This is a genomic window from Brucella grignonensis (assembly GCF_002252505.1).
GTDB lineage: Bacteria > Pseudomonadota > Alphaproteobacteria > Rhizobiales > Rhizobiaceae > Brucella > Brucella grignonensis.
Map to the genome: position 1 here is coordinate 1 of NZ_NNRL01000003.1, position 13,584 is coordinate 13,584.

The following is a 13,584-nucleotide window of genomic DNA, read 5'->3' on the forward strand; positions in this document are numbered from 1 at the left end:
TCCTCGAAACTGGCTTCATGCTCAAATGATAGATCGCCAAGCAACAAGCTCCAATACCGTTTCAGTCTTTCCCGCCAGCCTTCTAGCTGGCGGCGCGCTGAGTTACGCAGTAACTCGTAAGTGCGCCCTTCTCAACTCAATCGCTTCGCTCTTTCGTCGTTCGGTGTGGCGCTTGCGGCAACGTCGACGCAATAAACTGAGGCCGCGATTGTGCTGCAAGACCGGCGAATTTTCAAGCAAAACAGCCAAACAACTGGAAATCACGACCGGGAATGATACTCTTGGCAAGCGAACGGAAAAGGAGATTGAGGCATGGCGCGCAAAACGATCGAAGAACGTCTAGCCCAACTGGATGCGCAGCGCGCCGCGCTCAAGGCCCGGCTGTCTAAGCAGGAACGCGCCAACGATACACGCCGCAAGGTGCTGCTCGGCGCGCTCGTCCTGCATCGGCTCGAAAACTCCAATGATCCAGATTTCACCAAGCGGCTCGGTGACTGGCTCCGTCGAGAACTGCCCGGATTCCTGACACGCGACGGCGATAAGGAACTCTTTGCCGATCTACTCGGCAAGGCGGCCGACACGCAAACGGCAGGGAGCGCCGGGGAAGCCAGCTCATGAATCAGGCGACACTTGCATGGGCCGCGTTCAAGAACATGCTGCGCGCTGCCGCTCGCGATCCGGTATGGGCCTTGGTCCGGGTCATTTTATCGCCGATCCGGGGCGGTCAATATCTGCTGCAAGTCGGCGTGTTCATTCTGTTTATGGCGCTCGTTCTCGCCGCCATTGCCAACGGCATCCCGCAAGAATGGTGGATCGCCAGAACGATTGCCGGCCTGTTCGTCATCGCCGTCTTTCTCATCATGGTATTTCGTGCCCTCACCAATCCCATGATTGAGCATTTCGGGGACATGGAAGGCGAAACCCACGGCTCGGCCCGCTTCGCCACCAACAAGGAAGTGGCTCCCCTCACCCGCGCCGATACCGGCCTGCTGATCGGCCGCGATCCGAAATCAAAGCGGCCCCTGCGCTATGACGGCCCGGCCCATCTGCTGACCATGGCACCGACGCGCACCGGCAAAGGCGTGGGAACCATCATCCCCAATCTGCTCACCGCCGACCGCTCCGTGATCTGCATCGACCCCAAGGGCGAGAATGCCAAAATCGCCGGCCGCGCCCGCCAGCAATTCGGCCCGGTCCACGTCCTCGACCCCTTCGGCGTCACCGGCAGGGCCTCGGCCGCCTTCAATCCTCTCGACCAGCTCGACCCGGCCGGCCTCGATGTCGCGGAAGACGCAAGCACCTTGGCCGACGCCCTCGTGTTCGATGAACCGGGCATGGCCGGCGAAGCGCATTGGAACGAGGAAGCCAAGGCGCTCGTTGCCGGCCTGATCCTCCACATTGCCGCCAGCGAGCCGCGCGACAGGCGAAACCTCGCCACCCTCCGCGAAGCCCTCACCCTCGCCCCTGAAGCCTTCGCGGCGCTTCTGAAGGACATGCAGGCATCAACGGCCGCCGGCGGCCTGATCGCCCGCGCCGCAAACCGCCACCTCGGCAAATCCGACCGTGAGGCCGCCGGCGTCCTCTCGGCCGCGCAGCGCCATACCCATTTTCTCGACAGCCCGCGCATGGTCGCCGTCCTCGGCCGATCGGATTTCCGCTTTGCCGATCTCAAGCGCCGCAACGTCTCCGTGTTCCTCGTCCTGCCGGGGTCAGGACAAGAGCAGTTCAAAATCCTGCGCTAAGATCGAACGGACGATGAACATCATGCAGCCCGTAGAAGTCTGCCGGGAAGCCGCAACGACCTGAAGCCTTCGGGCATCTGCTGTTCGGTGTCCCAGGAATAAATGCCGGTGAGATTTATGTGCTCCCAACTGAGCGGCGAGATGTGCTTGAGCAGATCGTCAGGGATATGCCGGCCCTGTTGCCGCAGATGGGCAGCGGCGCGGCTGAGATAGACGGTGTTCCAATGGACGATGGCGCTAACCACGAGGTTGAGCCCGGAAGCGCGGAACGCCTGGCTGTTAAAGGATCGATCCCGGATTTCGCCTCGCTCGTGGAAGAAGACGGCGCGCTTGAGCTTGTGGGCGGCTTCGCCCTTGTTGAGACCGGCCTGACAGCGCCGGCGCAACGCCGGGCTCGAATACCACTCAATCATGAACAGAGTTCGCTCGATCCGACCGACCTCGCGAAGCGCTTTAGCCAGATCGCTGGATTTCGATGAGGCGGACAACCTTTTGAGGATCGCTGACGGCGCGACGGTACGGGTCATAATCGAGGCGGCCAGACGCAGGAGATCGTCCCAATGTTCCATAATGAGCGCCGTGTTGATCGGCGCGCCGATATGGTTGGCCAGCGCCGGATAGGCATCAGCCTTCTCGAAGGTGTGGAATTTCCGGTCCTTGATATTGCGCAGGCGGGGCGCGAAGCGCTTGCCGATCAGAGCGAACAGCGCAAAGACATGGTCGCTGGCGCCACCGGTATCGGTAAACAATTCTTCGATCTCCAGAATCGTGTCGTGATCGAACAAGCCGTCGAGGACATAGACAGCCTCGCTCTCGGTCGGACTGATCGGCAGAATGCTGAAGTAGCCATATTGGTCCGAGAGCCCGCTGTAGAATTTCGTGCCAGGCTCGTTGCTGTAATGGAGATTGATGTCACCCCGCTTGGCAGCCCGATCGCTAGCCCGGAAGAACTGCCCGTCGGATGAAGCGGTTGTTCCATCACCCCATAGTCGCGAATGCGGATGGCGCGTATGAGCGTCGGTGACACAGGCCTGCGCGGCGCGATAGGTTTCGGAGCGGGCATGGAAGCTGCGCATCCAGCCGATCTGATGTGCGCTGATGCCTTTCGAGGCCCCCGCCATGCGTTTCGGGCCGAGATTGGTGCCATCGGCAAGCACGCCGGCCAGCATGGCGGCAATATTCTGTGGTGCATCTCCCGTCCGGACATGGGTGAACTGGTCGGCGAATCCCGTCCATTCATGCACTTCCCGCAGCAGATCGGGTACCTCGACCAGAGGATACATGTCGGTGATTTCGGCATAGAGGGTTCCGCCGCGGCTGGAACAGCGCTTGTGTGCGGCGTTACAATCAGGGTTCCATTCTCCATTCTCACGCCCTCAAGCTTTCCATAGCGGGCGCGCCAGGCCAGCCGCTTCAGGTTGAAGTCCATCATTTGCTGGGTTTCCGCCAGCCATGCCGCGCCGTCGGCCTGGACGCCGAGACCAAGCTTGTCTTCCTCCTTCAGGGCAACAAAGGCCGGCTTCGGCATCAGATGTTCATCAATCGGTCGGAACGAGCGGCTGCCTTCGACCCACACATCCCTTGAGTGCAGCCGGTCACGCAAATGCGTGAGTGTCGCAATCTCGTAAAGCCGCCGATCCGGCTTGCCATTTTCGAAGATCAGTTCGCGCTCCGATTTTGTCAGATGCCCGACCGGAACACGATCGGGCATCACGCGGCGGCCTTCCGCGTAGAGCCCTTTGATGGTGGCGACGGCGGAAAGCAACGGATCGTGCCGTCGCTGCGAGCGAAAGGTGAACGTCTGGAGAAAGGCGCCGGCATATTTGCGGACGGTCGCATGTTGTTCGGCCGCCATTACCAGAGGCGACACATCACTGTTCTCCACCATGGCCTCGAGACCGGGTTTGACCTGAAGCAGCCGATGCCATCCTACGCGCCGATCCAGGATCGTCATGGGATCTGCATCCATGTCGTTGGCCGCCTGCAGGGCGACGATCGTGTCCAGAAACAGCCGTAGTGCCTTCGACGTTTCCAGGCGTGCGCTCATATGGCGCTGCTTTTTGCGGTTGTTGACCTGGGAGAACAACCGGCCCATGAGTTTGATAAACATCATCACCGCATCGTCGGTGAGTTTCTGGCCAAGCTTGATGATCTGCGCGACGATCGTCGCACGCCGGCGGCTGGCATTGAAGTCGCTGGCCAGCCATGCCGGAGTGGCGTCACCCTCGCGGATCATCTGATCCCACCGCCCGGAAGGGACACGGGTCTGCAAACGGGGATCGATCCCAAGCATCCTCAGGAATGCGATTCGTTCGGTCAGGCCCACCAAGTTTCCCGCGCCTGGTGCCTCCGGCGCTGACCGCAGCCAATGATAGCGCGTCTGGCCAATTGCCGGATCGACGGCCAGCAGTCCATCGAGGGTTCCCAGCGTTTCCGGATCAAGGTCCGTGATCAAAGCGGCTTCGGCTTGACGACGAGCGATGGCACGGGCAGCCAGTCCCATCCGTTCGATCATGTTCGCTGCAGGCAGCAGAACCCGGCGTTCGCGGAACGTGGTGATGATCGCAGTCGCGATCGTTGCTCCCTTGTCCGTCACGGTCGCAGCTTCGATTGCCGCCAGCAGCGCAGCACGCCGATCCTCTGTGGTCGCAGCCCTCATTTCGAGATAACGGAGTAGGCGAGCGACATGATTCATGCGCGTCTCTTCCCGCCGGGCATACAGATCAAACGATGCTGGATCGGCTCCGATCTGCTCGGCAATATAATTGAGCATCGCTTCGGGCAGTATCTCATTGGCCATGAGCGCGCGGCCCGGATAACGCATCAGGCAGAGCTGCACCGCGAAGCCAAGCCGATTATGCTCCCGTCTGCGGACCTCGATTTCAAGCCGGTCGGCCGGTGACAAGGAATAATGGCGCATCAGGCTGTCCTCGTCGGTGGGAATATCGAAAAGCGCTTTCCGATCCTGAATTTTGAGAAGTTTCCGCTTGGCCATTGCTACTCCTTACATTTGCGCGCCAATGACCTTGCCCTGTACGGAAAGGTCCGATTCCGTACAGGGGTAAAACGATCTGTCCACAAATTACCTTGACATTCTTATGGACAGGCAAGATATTTCGGACAGCCTATTCGGACGAAATTGACTTATGCCACGCACCTTCGCCTATGTCCGCGTCTCCACGACCGGCCAGACCACCGAAAACCAGATTCAGGAAATCGAGGCGGCTGGCTTCCACGTCGAGCCGCGCCGCATCGTCACCGAGACCGTCTCCGGCAGTGTCGCCATCGCCAAACGCCGGGGATTTTCTCGGCTGCTGGACAGGCTGGAATCCGGGGACGTGCTGATCGTGACCAAACTCGATCGCCTCGGCCGCGATGCGATCGACGTGAGCACGACCGTCAAAAAGCTGGAGGACATGGGCGTGCGGGTACATTGCCTCGCCCTTGGCGGGGTCGATCTGGCAAGCTCGGCCGGGAAAATGACGATGAACGTCATCAATGCTGTGGCTCAGTTCGAGCGTGACCTCCTGATCGAACGCACCCAATCCGGTCTTCAGCGCGCCAAATCGGAAGGTAAGGCCCTCGGCCGACCCGCCCGGCTCAATGAACAGCAGAAACGTGATGTTCGCGCCGACCTGGCTGGCGGCATGAGCGTTTCCGCCCTCGCCAGAAAATTCGACACCAGCCGACAGACTATCATGCGCGTCAGGGACAATAGCTCACCATCCTGACGGCTACATCACCGCGTCGTTCAATGGATGCTCCGCTTTAGCGGCTGCATCCATTGTGACGGAGTGTCAATCATGAGCAAGGCATCGTCCAAGGTGGTGCTGCATCGGCACTCGGAGTTCATGTCTTCGAGTGCCTGAAGCATTAATTCGGCAACGGCGAAGTTCTGCTCGTGCAAAGCTCGTTTGAAAGCCCGCGCTACCAATTCCTGAAGCATATTGGCATTCTTCATCGCGCACCACCTTTCCGCTGTTCCAATAGCGTGCTGCTTCCAGCGGTTGGAAGGTCAAGTGAAAAGTGCGCTTTTTGGCCATATAGGCCATATAGGAAGAAAGCTTTCTTTCTATCCAGGCCCGCTCTGATTTATCGATAGCCCGTTGCGGTTCCACCTCTACCCTGCACAGCAGGACAGCTTTTTTACGTCCTTGTCGAAGGTCTGAGCTGCAAGCTTCAAGCCTTCGACGGTCGTCAGGTACGGGAAGATCGCCTCCGACAGATCGTCGATCGTCAGGCCGCCGCGGATAGCCAGCGCCGCCGTCTGAATGCTGTCAGCGCCTTCCGGCGCAAGAATATGCGCGCCCAGGAGCTTCCGGGTCGCCCCGTCGGCAACCAGCTTGATCAGGCCGCGTGTATCGCGTGCCGCCAGCGCGCGGGGCACATTGTCGAGGGAAAGAACAGACGTGCGAACCGAATGCCCCGCAGCGCGCGCCTGCGCCTCGGTCATGCCGACACTCGCCACCTGCGGGTCTGTGAACACGACAGCGGGCATTGCAGCATTGTCGTACCGCAGGCCATCGCCGTTCAATGCGTTCTTGGCGGCGAGCTTTGCGCCATAGGCAGCCATATAGACGAACTGGTCTTTTCCGGTCACGTCGCCGGCGGCATAGACGCCGGTTTTTGAGGTGCGCATGCGGTCATCGACAATGATGGCGCCGGCCGGCGTTGCGGCAACACCCGCCTCAGCCAAGCCAAGGGTTTCAGTGTTCGGGCGGCGTCCCGTCGCCACGAGAATCCGCTCGGCCGTCAGGATTTCCGGCCGACCGTCTCGCGTAATGGCGAGGGCTATACCGCCGTCATCGGTCCTGCGGGCGGTTTCGTAGGCGATCCCGCCGACGATCCGGATACCCTCATCGGCCAGGTAGGTGGCGAGCGCCGATCCGATTTCGGGCTCAGCCTCCGGCAGAAGCCGGCTGCGGAATACGAGCGTCACCGCGACGCCGGCCCGCGCGAACGTCTGGGCCAGCTCCACGCCGATATAGCCGCCGCCGAGCACGATCATCGAGCGCGGCAGTTCGTTCAGGGCGAGCGCCGTCGTGCTGTCGAGCGGCGACACGTCGGCAATCCCCGGAATTCCCGGCAGGTCTGGGCGCGCGCCCGTCGCGATGATGATCCGTTCGGAGGCGAGGCGCTGGCCCGCGACCTCGACGCCGCCGTCAACGAGACGGGCCTGCCCTTCGCGATAGACGACATTGTTATACTCTGGCAGCAGATCGGCGTATTTCGCCTGCCGAAGACCGGAAACCAGGGCGTCTTTCTGGGCAATCTGAGCGGCCCAATCGACGACGCGCGCGCCGCTTTCAATACCATCGAAACGGGCTGCCGCATCATTGGCGTGACGTACGGCTTCCGTGGCCCGGATCAGGGCTTTCGAGGGCACACAGCCGATGTTGACGCAGGTGCCGCCGATCGTGCCATGCCCGACAAGGGCCACTTGCGCGCCTTGTTCGGCGGCGGTGATCGCGGCGGAGAACCCGGCCGAGCCAGCCCCGACGACTACAAGATCGTAACGGCCGTTGCCCTTATTTGGCGTCGGTTCGCAATGTTCACACATTCAGTTTATCCTTGTTTTCTGTCGGTGATCCGCAGCAAGCGGCATCCGCCGCTGAGCCGGAATGGCGGCGCCGATAAAGGTAAAATGCCGCCAGCCCAATAGCAGCGAGTGCGATCGGGATCAGCACATAGCCGGCTGCAGCGAGCCATGCGGAAACCCCGAAGGAGCCCGCAGCGACCAAAAGAAATGGGGCGGCACAACAGATGACGGCGAGAAGCCCGACACTGCCCATGCCGATGAACTTTCCATCCGTCATGCCGAGCCTCCCTACTGCGAAACCTTGGAGGGATAGCCGGCGTTGGTGGTTGCGGTGATCAACGCAGCGACATTTGTCTTGCCGTCGTCAAAGCGCACCTTGGCGATCGCCCCATCTGTCGCCTCCGACACATCAACCGCGAGCACCCCTGACACGTTGCTGAGCGCCCGCTTCACGATCGGGCCGCAAAGTTCGCAGGTGGCATTGGCGACATTCAGCGTGACGGTCTGCTCGGCGGCAAAAGCGGCGCCACTCGCCAGCAGGGACGCGGTGAGAGCAATAAGGGGTAAAGTTTTCATCAGGAACTCCTTGAGGTTAGGCAGTGAGGAAGAACCGCGCTGCATAGGGAAAGCCCACGGCGACGATGATCAGAATCGTTGCGATCCAAAGGCCTATCTTGGCGTCGCGATGGGACGACGGACGCGCGCAGTAGGAGCCCTCGATGCACTCAGCCGCCCTCGGCTTGCGATAGACGAGATAGAAGCCGTAGCCGAGGCAGGCGAGCGCGATCGTGACGAACACGGGCTGATAGGGCTCGAACGCGGTCAGATTGCCGATCCACGCGCCGCTGATGCCGGCAAAGAACAAGACAAAGGGCACCACGCAGCAGGTTGCCGCGCCCAGTGCCGCCACGATGCCGCCAACCGACAGCAGCGCTGCCTGATCAAAACCCTTTTCGACGGGCTCCAGGGCCTTGTCTGCCAGTGGCCGCACTTCGTCCTGCGTCATCGTTCACATGCTCCCGCAATTGATCTATGGTGACCCTAGTGCCTGTAGTAACTACAGGGTCAAGCGGGAAAAATTCACGGATTTGTGCGAGCTACGTGATGCAAAAGACTGACGAATTTTCTATCGGCGTCCTATCCGAGCGCAGCGGCGTCCACATCGAGACGATCCGCTATTACGAGAAGATCGGCGTCATGCCGAAACCCGCGCGCAGTGCCGCCGGCTATCGCGTCTACGGCAACGATCACACAAGGCGGCTGCATTTCGTGCGGCGCGGCCGTGAGCTCGGCTTCAGCCTCGACGAACTGCGTGGACTGCTTCGCCTGGTCGACGGGCATAGCTACACCTGCCGTGAGGTTCATGACCTCACCATCGAACACCTGAAAGATATCCGTCAGAAAATCGCCGATCTACGACGTCTGGAGCGGGCAATGTCGGATATGGCCGCGCAATGCACCGGCAACCAGGTTCCGGAATGCCCGATCATTGATGCCCTATTTGAAATGCGCCCTGTGGGCCGTTCCCGCTCCGTTCGACCTTAGCGCAGGATTTTGAACTGCTCTTGTTCCGACCCCCTGCCGCCCGATCGGCTCGCTACCTATTCCCGCTGGCTGCGCCTGCTCGTCGCCCTCGGCCATCTGGCCCCCGTCGAGCGTGCAGTGGGCCTCATGGCCGGCTACGGCGTCCAGCTCTGGCCGATCCTGCAAGACGTTCACCAGCTCCGCGCCACCTATGGGCAACGCGCCGGCACCTTCCTGTCAAATGCCGGCGTCCTACAGGTGTTCGGCGTCAACGATCACGACAGCGCCCGGCTTGTCTCCGATCTGCTCGGGCAAGAGACGGTCGTGTTCCAGACCATGAGCCGCGCCCTCGATGCCGAAAAGACCGGCATCACCTACGGCGAGCAACACACCGCCCGCCCGCTGCTGACGCCGGATGAGGTCCGCAACCTGCCGCAGAATGTCGAATTGCTGTTCCTCGCCGGGCAACGGCCGATCGTCGCCGGCAAGCTCGCCTATTATGCTGATTCCGAGTTCCGGGGGCTGTATGACGCTCCCTGACGTATCAAGAAGCGGACCCGGCGCTTTGCGCCGGGACTTTGTTACGAACGGCCCTCCGGCGCGGCTTGCGCCACGATCCACCCGCCGACCTGGTGCAAGCTCTATTCAAGGAAAACCACGGCCGCGACGATAGCCCCCCGGCCGGCCCGCTCTCATCATCTAGGGCCGTAGGGACGGTCGGGGGGCGGGCCACACGCGCAAGCATTAGCGTATTTAGCTATTTACGTATCAACGTGCATAAGGCTCGATCGGCGGCAATCCGTGCTGTGCCAGAACGGCCGAAAGCCCGGCCTCGGCCATCGCCTGAATTGTCGTGCCCTCTGCATCTGCGAGCTGGCGAAGGCGCTGCCAGTCCGATCGCCGGACCTTGACCGTAAGCGCGACAGTCTCGCCCCCTCCCCTCTTTCGCCTCGGCGTCGGGATTTCCACGGCCGGGCGGTCGTCCTCGATCGCTGCAAGGCTGGTGGCTTCCGCGCCGGCCCTCGGGCGGGTGAAGGCCGCGAGGCCGGTTGCTTTCTTTGCCATAGGTTTCTCTCCTTCAATACGCTCTTACGTATTTAGCTATTTACGTTCTAAGGTGTCCTTGATCCACGCCCACAAAGCCCGGATTTCCTCGGCTGCCCTGCCCTCGGCCTCGAACTCCGTCACGGCGCTGCCGGTCGTGACGGCGCGGGCGAACGCGCGCCGGTCGGTAATCTCGCCGGGGACGATCGGCAGGCCGTAGGCTTCCAGCGCCGCGCGCGTCTCCCCGATCTCGGGCGCGCGGAACGGGCAGGCGGACAGGACGAACGCACCGCGCACCTTCGCGGCCGTCACGATCTCGACGGCGGCCGGGACCGCAGCGAGGTCAAACGCGGAAGGTCGGACCGGAATCAAGACCAGCTCCGACCTCCGGGCTATCTGGCCGGCCGCCGGGGCGGCATGGGGCGGGGCGTCCACTACTGCCAAGGTCATACCCTCGCCCTCGGCCGCCCTAAGCGCGGCGTCCAGTTCCCCGGCCTGCGCCGTGGCGACGATCGGCGTTCCGGCTTCCCGCGCACTCGCCCATGCGGTCGCGCTTTCCTGTGGGTCCGCGTCGATGACGCAAACCCGTTCGCCGGTCGCCTCGGCCGCCACGGCGGTATGAACCGAAAGCGTGGTTTTTCCGCTCCCGCCTTTCTGGCTCAAAAACGCAATGACGTTCATGCGTCAATCCTTCTTTGCGTGAATACGTATTAAAGCATATAGCTAAGGGCGTTACTACGTCTTTAAGCTAGTGCGGCCATTCCTCGGCCGGCCAGTCCCGCGACGTATGGATGACGCGCACGATCACGATGCTTTCCCAGCCCGCTACGTCCCGCAGCTCATAGGCGATGATGTAGGGATGACGGGCGAGGGACTTTTCATAGGTCCCGCTCACCCGCCCCGGCCGGCCGGTCGCAAATTCGCCGAGCTTGTTCCCGGCGTCCTCGATCGCGTCCACGACCCGTTCGGCGGCGAATGGGTTGTCCTCTGCGATATAGCGCAGGATTTCGAGGTTATCCCGCTGCGCCTCAATCGACCAGACAACCGGCCTCATCCGCGCGCGGCTTTCCGGCGCTTCGCTTCCTCGATAACCTCACGCATTTCCGCGACGGCCTGCGCATGAGGGATCACTCGGCCGGCCGCCGCATCGGCCATGCCGCGCTTGATACCGTCGATGATTTCAAGCTCGCGATCGACATAGGCGGCGACGGCCTCGCCGGCGAGGAAGGATTTGCTTCGCTGCGTGTCGTTCGCGATCCGGTCGAGCTTTTCTTTCACATCGGGCCTAACCCGAATCGTCATGGTGGTGCTGGCGGTCATGGAATCGCCTCCGTGTGTTGAATTGTGTACATCCTAGCACGGTTTCCCGGCCGCCGCTATCGCCTTCTATCAAGGTGATACGTTTACACGTTAATACGTATTAACGTAAATAATTAAACACCGGCCTTGCCTCTCGCTCCCTCTCGAAAGCCCATAGGACGCTGGCCGCAGGCGCGAACGGTGCGGATTAGGTGGTGAGGATGCCGTTTCCCGGCCCGCCTATACGCGGGCCGGAACCGCCGCAGGGCCGCGTGAGCGGCCCGAACAGCGGCGTCCGCTTATGTTTGTACTCTTAGATAAAGATCAGATGGGGATTCAGTCTGGTTATCAGACTCACGTTTCATCACACTCTTTGCCAGCATCACGAGGGCCTTTCCGAGCGGGCCATCGCCGGCGTCGATCTGCGTTCGCTCATCGAGGGGCAGGGTGGTCTTGTAGGCGCTAATTGCCTCGCTCCAAGCCCGCTGATCCTGTCCATGATCGGCAGGCGGGGGCGGGGCCTTGCCGAACCGCCCAAGGAACTGCCGCGCCTTCTCCGGCAGGGACAGGCGATAGGCGTTGCTCGTCTGCTGGACCTGTGGGCCGCGCCCTTCGTTGCCGGTCGGCTCATAGCGCCGCAGCCAGTCGATGAAACCATGCGCCCGCAGGTTCTTCAGCGCCCGCACGATCGTATCGCGCGACCGGCCCAAGCGGTCCATGATCGTGGTGATTGACGGCTCTAGCCGGCCGGTGCGGAAGTCGATGAGATTGACGAACAGCCGCAGCACGTCGAGCGCCACCGATCCTAGCGGGCCGCTGCGCTCGCCCTTCTCGCGCAATCCGGCCTCGTTGTAGATTTCGGCCGCCTTCAAGATCGCCTGCACGTCCCTGCGCGTCGTCGGCCGCCATATGCGGCCCTCCGATCGGCCCCGGATATGGCTATGCCGGCGAACTGGCGTCGGGCAGCGCGGGGCAGGGGGCGGGAAGATCAGCCCTAGCGCAGTCTGTCCCGATCCTCGCAGGGTGGCCCGGCGCTCATGGGCGAGCGTCGTAAGCTCGCCGGCCTCGTCGTCGGTGAGCTGGCCCGCGCCGTAGCGGTTCCAGACCTCCCGCATGATTTCATCAAGCGCGTGCCCGCGCGCGCAGCCGATCGCGGCCGCGTAGTGCGTCCTCAACATATGCCCTCGTCCTTCCATTTGAAGGACATGACGGCGAGGACGGCAGGCACGGCGCTCCCGTTTCCGCAAGAATCAATCTTGCGAATTGGAGTGCTCTAGCGTAGATAGGGGGAGACTTATCGGCCCCGGCTCTACGGTGTGTCTGACGGCCTACAAAAACGCTCGACCGTTGGCGCGGTCGGGCGTTTTGCCGTTATGTCCCTTGCTTCGCTTCGATATAGAACCTCAACGCTTCTTCGATGATCGGCGCGCGAGCTGACGCGCCCCGTTGCTCCTTGATCCTGTCGATTGCCTCGACAAGCTCGCCCGGAACATAGGTATTCAACGCCACGCGGCCGGCCGCGATCTGCCGCGCCCTGTGGGCGGCAACGCCCCTGCGAATCTCTTCCGCGCGTTCCTTCATGTTTACAACTAAGAGCAAGCCGCCCGATTCTGCAATCCCTTGCGGAAGGAACCGGGAAACTAGGGCCGGCAGCTAAACGTAGTAACGTCAATGCGTATTCACGTTATTGCGTTCTATAGCCCGGTAGAGCGTGGCGCGATGCACCCCCAAAAGCCGGGCGACTTCCGCCACCGGCTTCTTGTCCTCATGGATGAGCTGGCGGGCGTGGGCGATCTGCTCGGCCGACAGGGCAGGGGAAGGACCAAACCGCACACCTCGGGCCTTCGCCGCGATCCGGCCGGCGCTCGTGCGGTCCACGATCAAGCTGCGCTCGAAATCCGCGATGCCGGCGAACACGGTCAACACCATGCGCCCGGCCGGCGTCGTGGTGTCGGCCCACGGCTCGGCCAGCGAGCGCAGGCCCGCGCCGGCCTCTTTGATCCGCTCCGCGATCGCCAGAAGGTCGGCCGTCGATCGCGCGAGGCGGTCTAGCCGGGTGATCGTCACCACGTCGCCGGCGCGCAAGTGGTCGAGCATCCGCACCAGCTCGGGCCGGTCGCGCTTCGCCCCGGAAGCCTTTTCCTCGAAGATGCGGACGCAGCCGGCCGCGCCAAGGGCGGCCCGCTGCTGCTCCAAGTCCTGCCCGCGTGTCGAGACGCGGGCATAGCCGATGAACACCCGGCCGGCGTCGGAATCTGGTTGGCGGTTCACGGCTTCCCCTGTCGCAAATCATGTCGCAAGTGGCGTAGCACTTGCGACAAAGACATGCGACACGAAAACCCCTGATTTTCCGGGGGCGGCCGATCTGTCGCTGGTTTTAGGATTTCCGCGACAGATGGAGCCTTGGGGTAAGTAACGGCCTCAAAGCTCAGTCGG

General features: G+C 62.1%; 16 protein-coding genes and 3 pseudogenes. 6 read left to right on the forward strand and 13 right to left on the reverse strand.

The annotated features are described in order from the left end of the window. The 3 genes and pseudogenes from CEV33_RS24135 to CEV33_RS00030 form a co-directional block, all read left to right on the forward strand. On the forward strand, window positions 1-343 hold a 343-nt coding region (locus tag CEV33_RS24135), incomplete at its 5' end, for a hypothetical protein (RefSeq protein ID WP_208620105.1). Then, window positions 313-618 carry a mobilization protein gene (locus CEV33_RS00025; RefSeq protein ID WP_094538628.1) on the forward strand — a complete coding sequence of 102 codons (306 nt, stop codon included), beginning with the start codon at window positions 313-315 and terminating at the stop codon, window positions 616-618. The genes CEV33_RS24135 and CEV33_RS00025, both read left to right, overlap by 31 nt. Beyond that, window positions 615-1,706, forward strand: a pseudogene (locus CEV33_RS00030) (type IV secretory system conjugative DNA transfer family protein); the annotation flags it as partial. The gene CEV33_RS00025 and the pseudogene CEV33_RS00030, both read left to right, overlap by 4 nt. Window positions 1,707-1,762: 56 nt before the next feature. Here the strand turns inward: CEV33_RS00030 and CEV33_RS00035 are convergent. After that, window positions 1,763-4,737, reverse strand: a pseudogene (locus CEV33_RS00035) (Tn3 family transposase). Between the two features lie 151 nt (window positions 4,738-4,888). Here CEV33_RS00035 and CEV33_RS00040 point away from each other — a divergent pair. Further along, window positions 4,889-5,473, forward strand: coding sequence for a recombinase family protein (locus tag CEV33_RS00040; protein ID WP_094538629.1), 585 nt, complete (start codon window positions 4,889-4,891; stop codon window positions 5,471-5,473). A 20-nt stretch (window positions 5,474-5,493) separates the two neighbouring features. On the opposite strand, the gene CEV33_RS00045 is transcribed toward CEV33_RS00040, so the two are convergent. The 5 genes from CEV33_RS00045 to CEV33_RS00065 all read right to left on the reverse strand — a co-directional run bounded on the left by CEV33_RS00045 (window position 5,494) and on the right by CEV33_RS00065 (window position 8,287). Continuing rightward, window positions 5,494-5,703, reverse strand: coding sequence for a hypothetical protein (locus CEV33_RS00045; RefSeq protein WP_094538630.1), 210 nt, complete (start codon window positions 5,701-5,703; stop codon window positions 5,494-5,496). Between the two features lie 159 nt (window positions 5,704-5,862). Next, entirely contained in the window at window positions 5,863-7,302 is a 1,440-nt protein-coding gene (gene merA / locus CEV33_RS00050) for a mercury(II) reductase (protein WP_094538631.1), read from the reverse strand. Then, on the reverse strand, window positions 7,295-7,558 hold the full coding sequence (locus CEV33_RS00055) for a mercury resistance system transport protein MerF (RefSeq protein WP_094538632.1): 264 nt from the start codon (window positions 7,556-7,558) through the stop codon (window positions 7,295-7,297). The genes merA and CEV33_RS00055 overlap by 8 nt, the downstream gene beginning before the upstream one ends. An 11-nt stretch (window positions 7,559-7,569) precedes the next feature. Then, a complete protein-coding gene (locus CEV33_RS00060) occupies window positions 7,570-7,857 on the reverse strand; it encodes a cation transporter (RefSeq protein ID WP_094538633.1) in 288 nt (95 codons plus the stop codon). Window positions 7,858-7,873: 16 nt separating this feature from the next. Then, complete coding sequence (locus CEV33_RS00065; protein ID WP_094538634.1) at window positions 7,874-8,287, reverse strand: mercuric transporter MerT family protein; 414 nt, start codon at window positions 8,285-8,287, stop codon at window positions 7,874-7,876. 98 nt (window positions 8,288-8,385) lie between these two features. Here CEV33_RS00065 and CEV33_RS00070 point away from each other — a divergent pair, with 98 nt between their 5' ends. Both CEV33_RS00070 and CEV33_RS00075 read left to right on the forward strand, forming a co-directional pair. Further along, entirely contained in the window at window positions 8,386-8,826 is a 441-nt protein-coding gene (locus CEV33_RS00070) for a MerR family transcriptional regulator (protein WP_094538635.1), read from the forward strand. Between the two features lie 33 nt (window positions 8,827-8,859). Beyond that, window positions 8,860-9,345 (forward strand): annotated as a pseudogene (locus CEV33_RS00075) (type IV secretory system conjugative DNA transfer family protein); the annotation flags it as partial. A gap of 228 nt (window positions 9,346-9,573) precedes the next feature. On the opposite strand, the gene CEV33_RS00080 reads toward CEV33_RS00075, so the two are convergent. The 7 genes from CEV33_RS00080 to CEV33_RS00110 all read right to left on the reverse strand — a co-directional run bounded on the left by CEV33_RS00080 (window position 9,574) and on the right by CEV33_RS00110 (window position 13,419). After that, window positions 9,574-9,870, reverse strand: coding sequence for a hypothetical protein (locus tag CEV33_RS00080; RefSeq protein ID WP_032492505.1), 297 nt, complete (start codon window positions 9,868-9,870; stop codon window positions 9,574-9,576). A gap of 36 nt (window positions 9,871-9,906) precedes the next feature. Next, window positions 9,907-10,530, reverse strand: a complete 624-nt coding sequence (gene parA / locus CEV33_RS00085; RefSeq protein WP_032492504.1) for a ParA family partition ATPase — start codon at window positions 10,528-10,530, stop codon at window positions 9,907-9,909. A 67-nt stretch (window positions 10,531-10,597) separates the two neighbouring features. Then, complete coding sequence (locus CEV33_RS00090; RefSeq protein WP_094538636.1) at window positions 10,598-10,903, reverse strand: type II toxin-antitoxin system RelE/ParE family toxin; 306 nt, start codon at window positions 10,901-10,903, stop codon at window positions 10,598-10,600. Further along, window positions 10,900-11,169 carry a CopG family ribbon-helix-helix protein gene (locus CEV33_RS00095; RefSeq protein WP_006473479.1) on the reverse strand — a complete coding sequence of 90 codons (270 nt, stop codon included), beginning with the start codon at window positions 11,167-11,169 and terminating at the stop codon, window positions 10,900-10,902. The genes CEV33_RS00090 and CEV33_RS00095 overlap by 4 nt, the downstream gene beginning before the upstream one ends. A gap of 278 nt (window positions 11,170-11,447) precedes the next feature. After that, entirely contained in the window at window positions 11,448-12,326 is an 879-nt protein-coding gene (locus CEV33_RS00100; protein ID WP_094538637.1) for a helix-turn-helix domain-containing protein, read from the reverse strand. Window positions 12,327-12,519: 193 nt separating this feature from the next. After that, the gene (locus CEV33_RS00105) at window positions 12,520-12,729 is read right to left on the reverse strand and encodes a ribbon-helix-helix protein, CopG family (RefSeq protein WP_017502925.1); all 210 of its coding nucleotides are present in this window, start codon (window positions 12,727-12,729) and stop codon (window positions 12,520-12,522) included. An 87-nt stretch (window positions 12,730-12,816) separates the two neighbouring features. After that, complete coding sequence (locus tag CEV33_RS00110; protein WP_276320790.1) at window positions 12,817-13,419, reverse strand: recombinase family protein; 603 nt, start codon at window positions 13,417-13,419, stop codon at window positions 12,817-12,819. Between the last annotated feature and the right edge of the window lie 165 nt (window positions 13,420-13,584).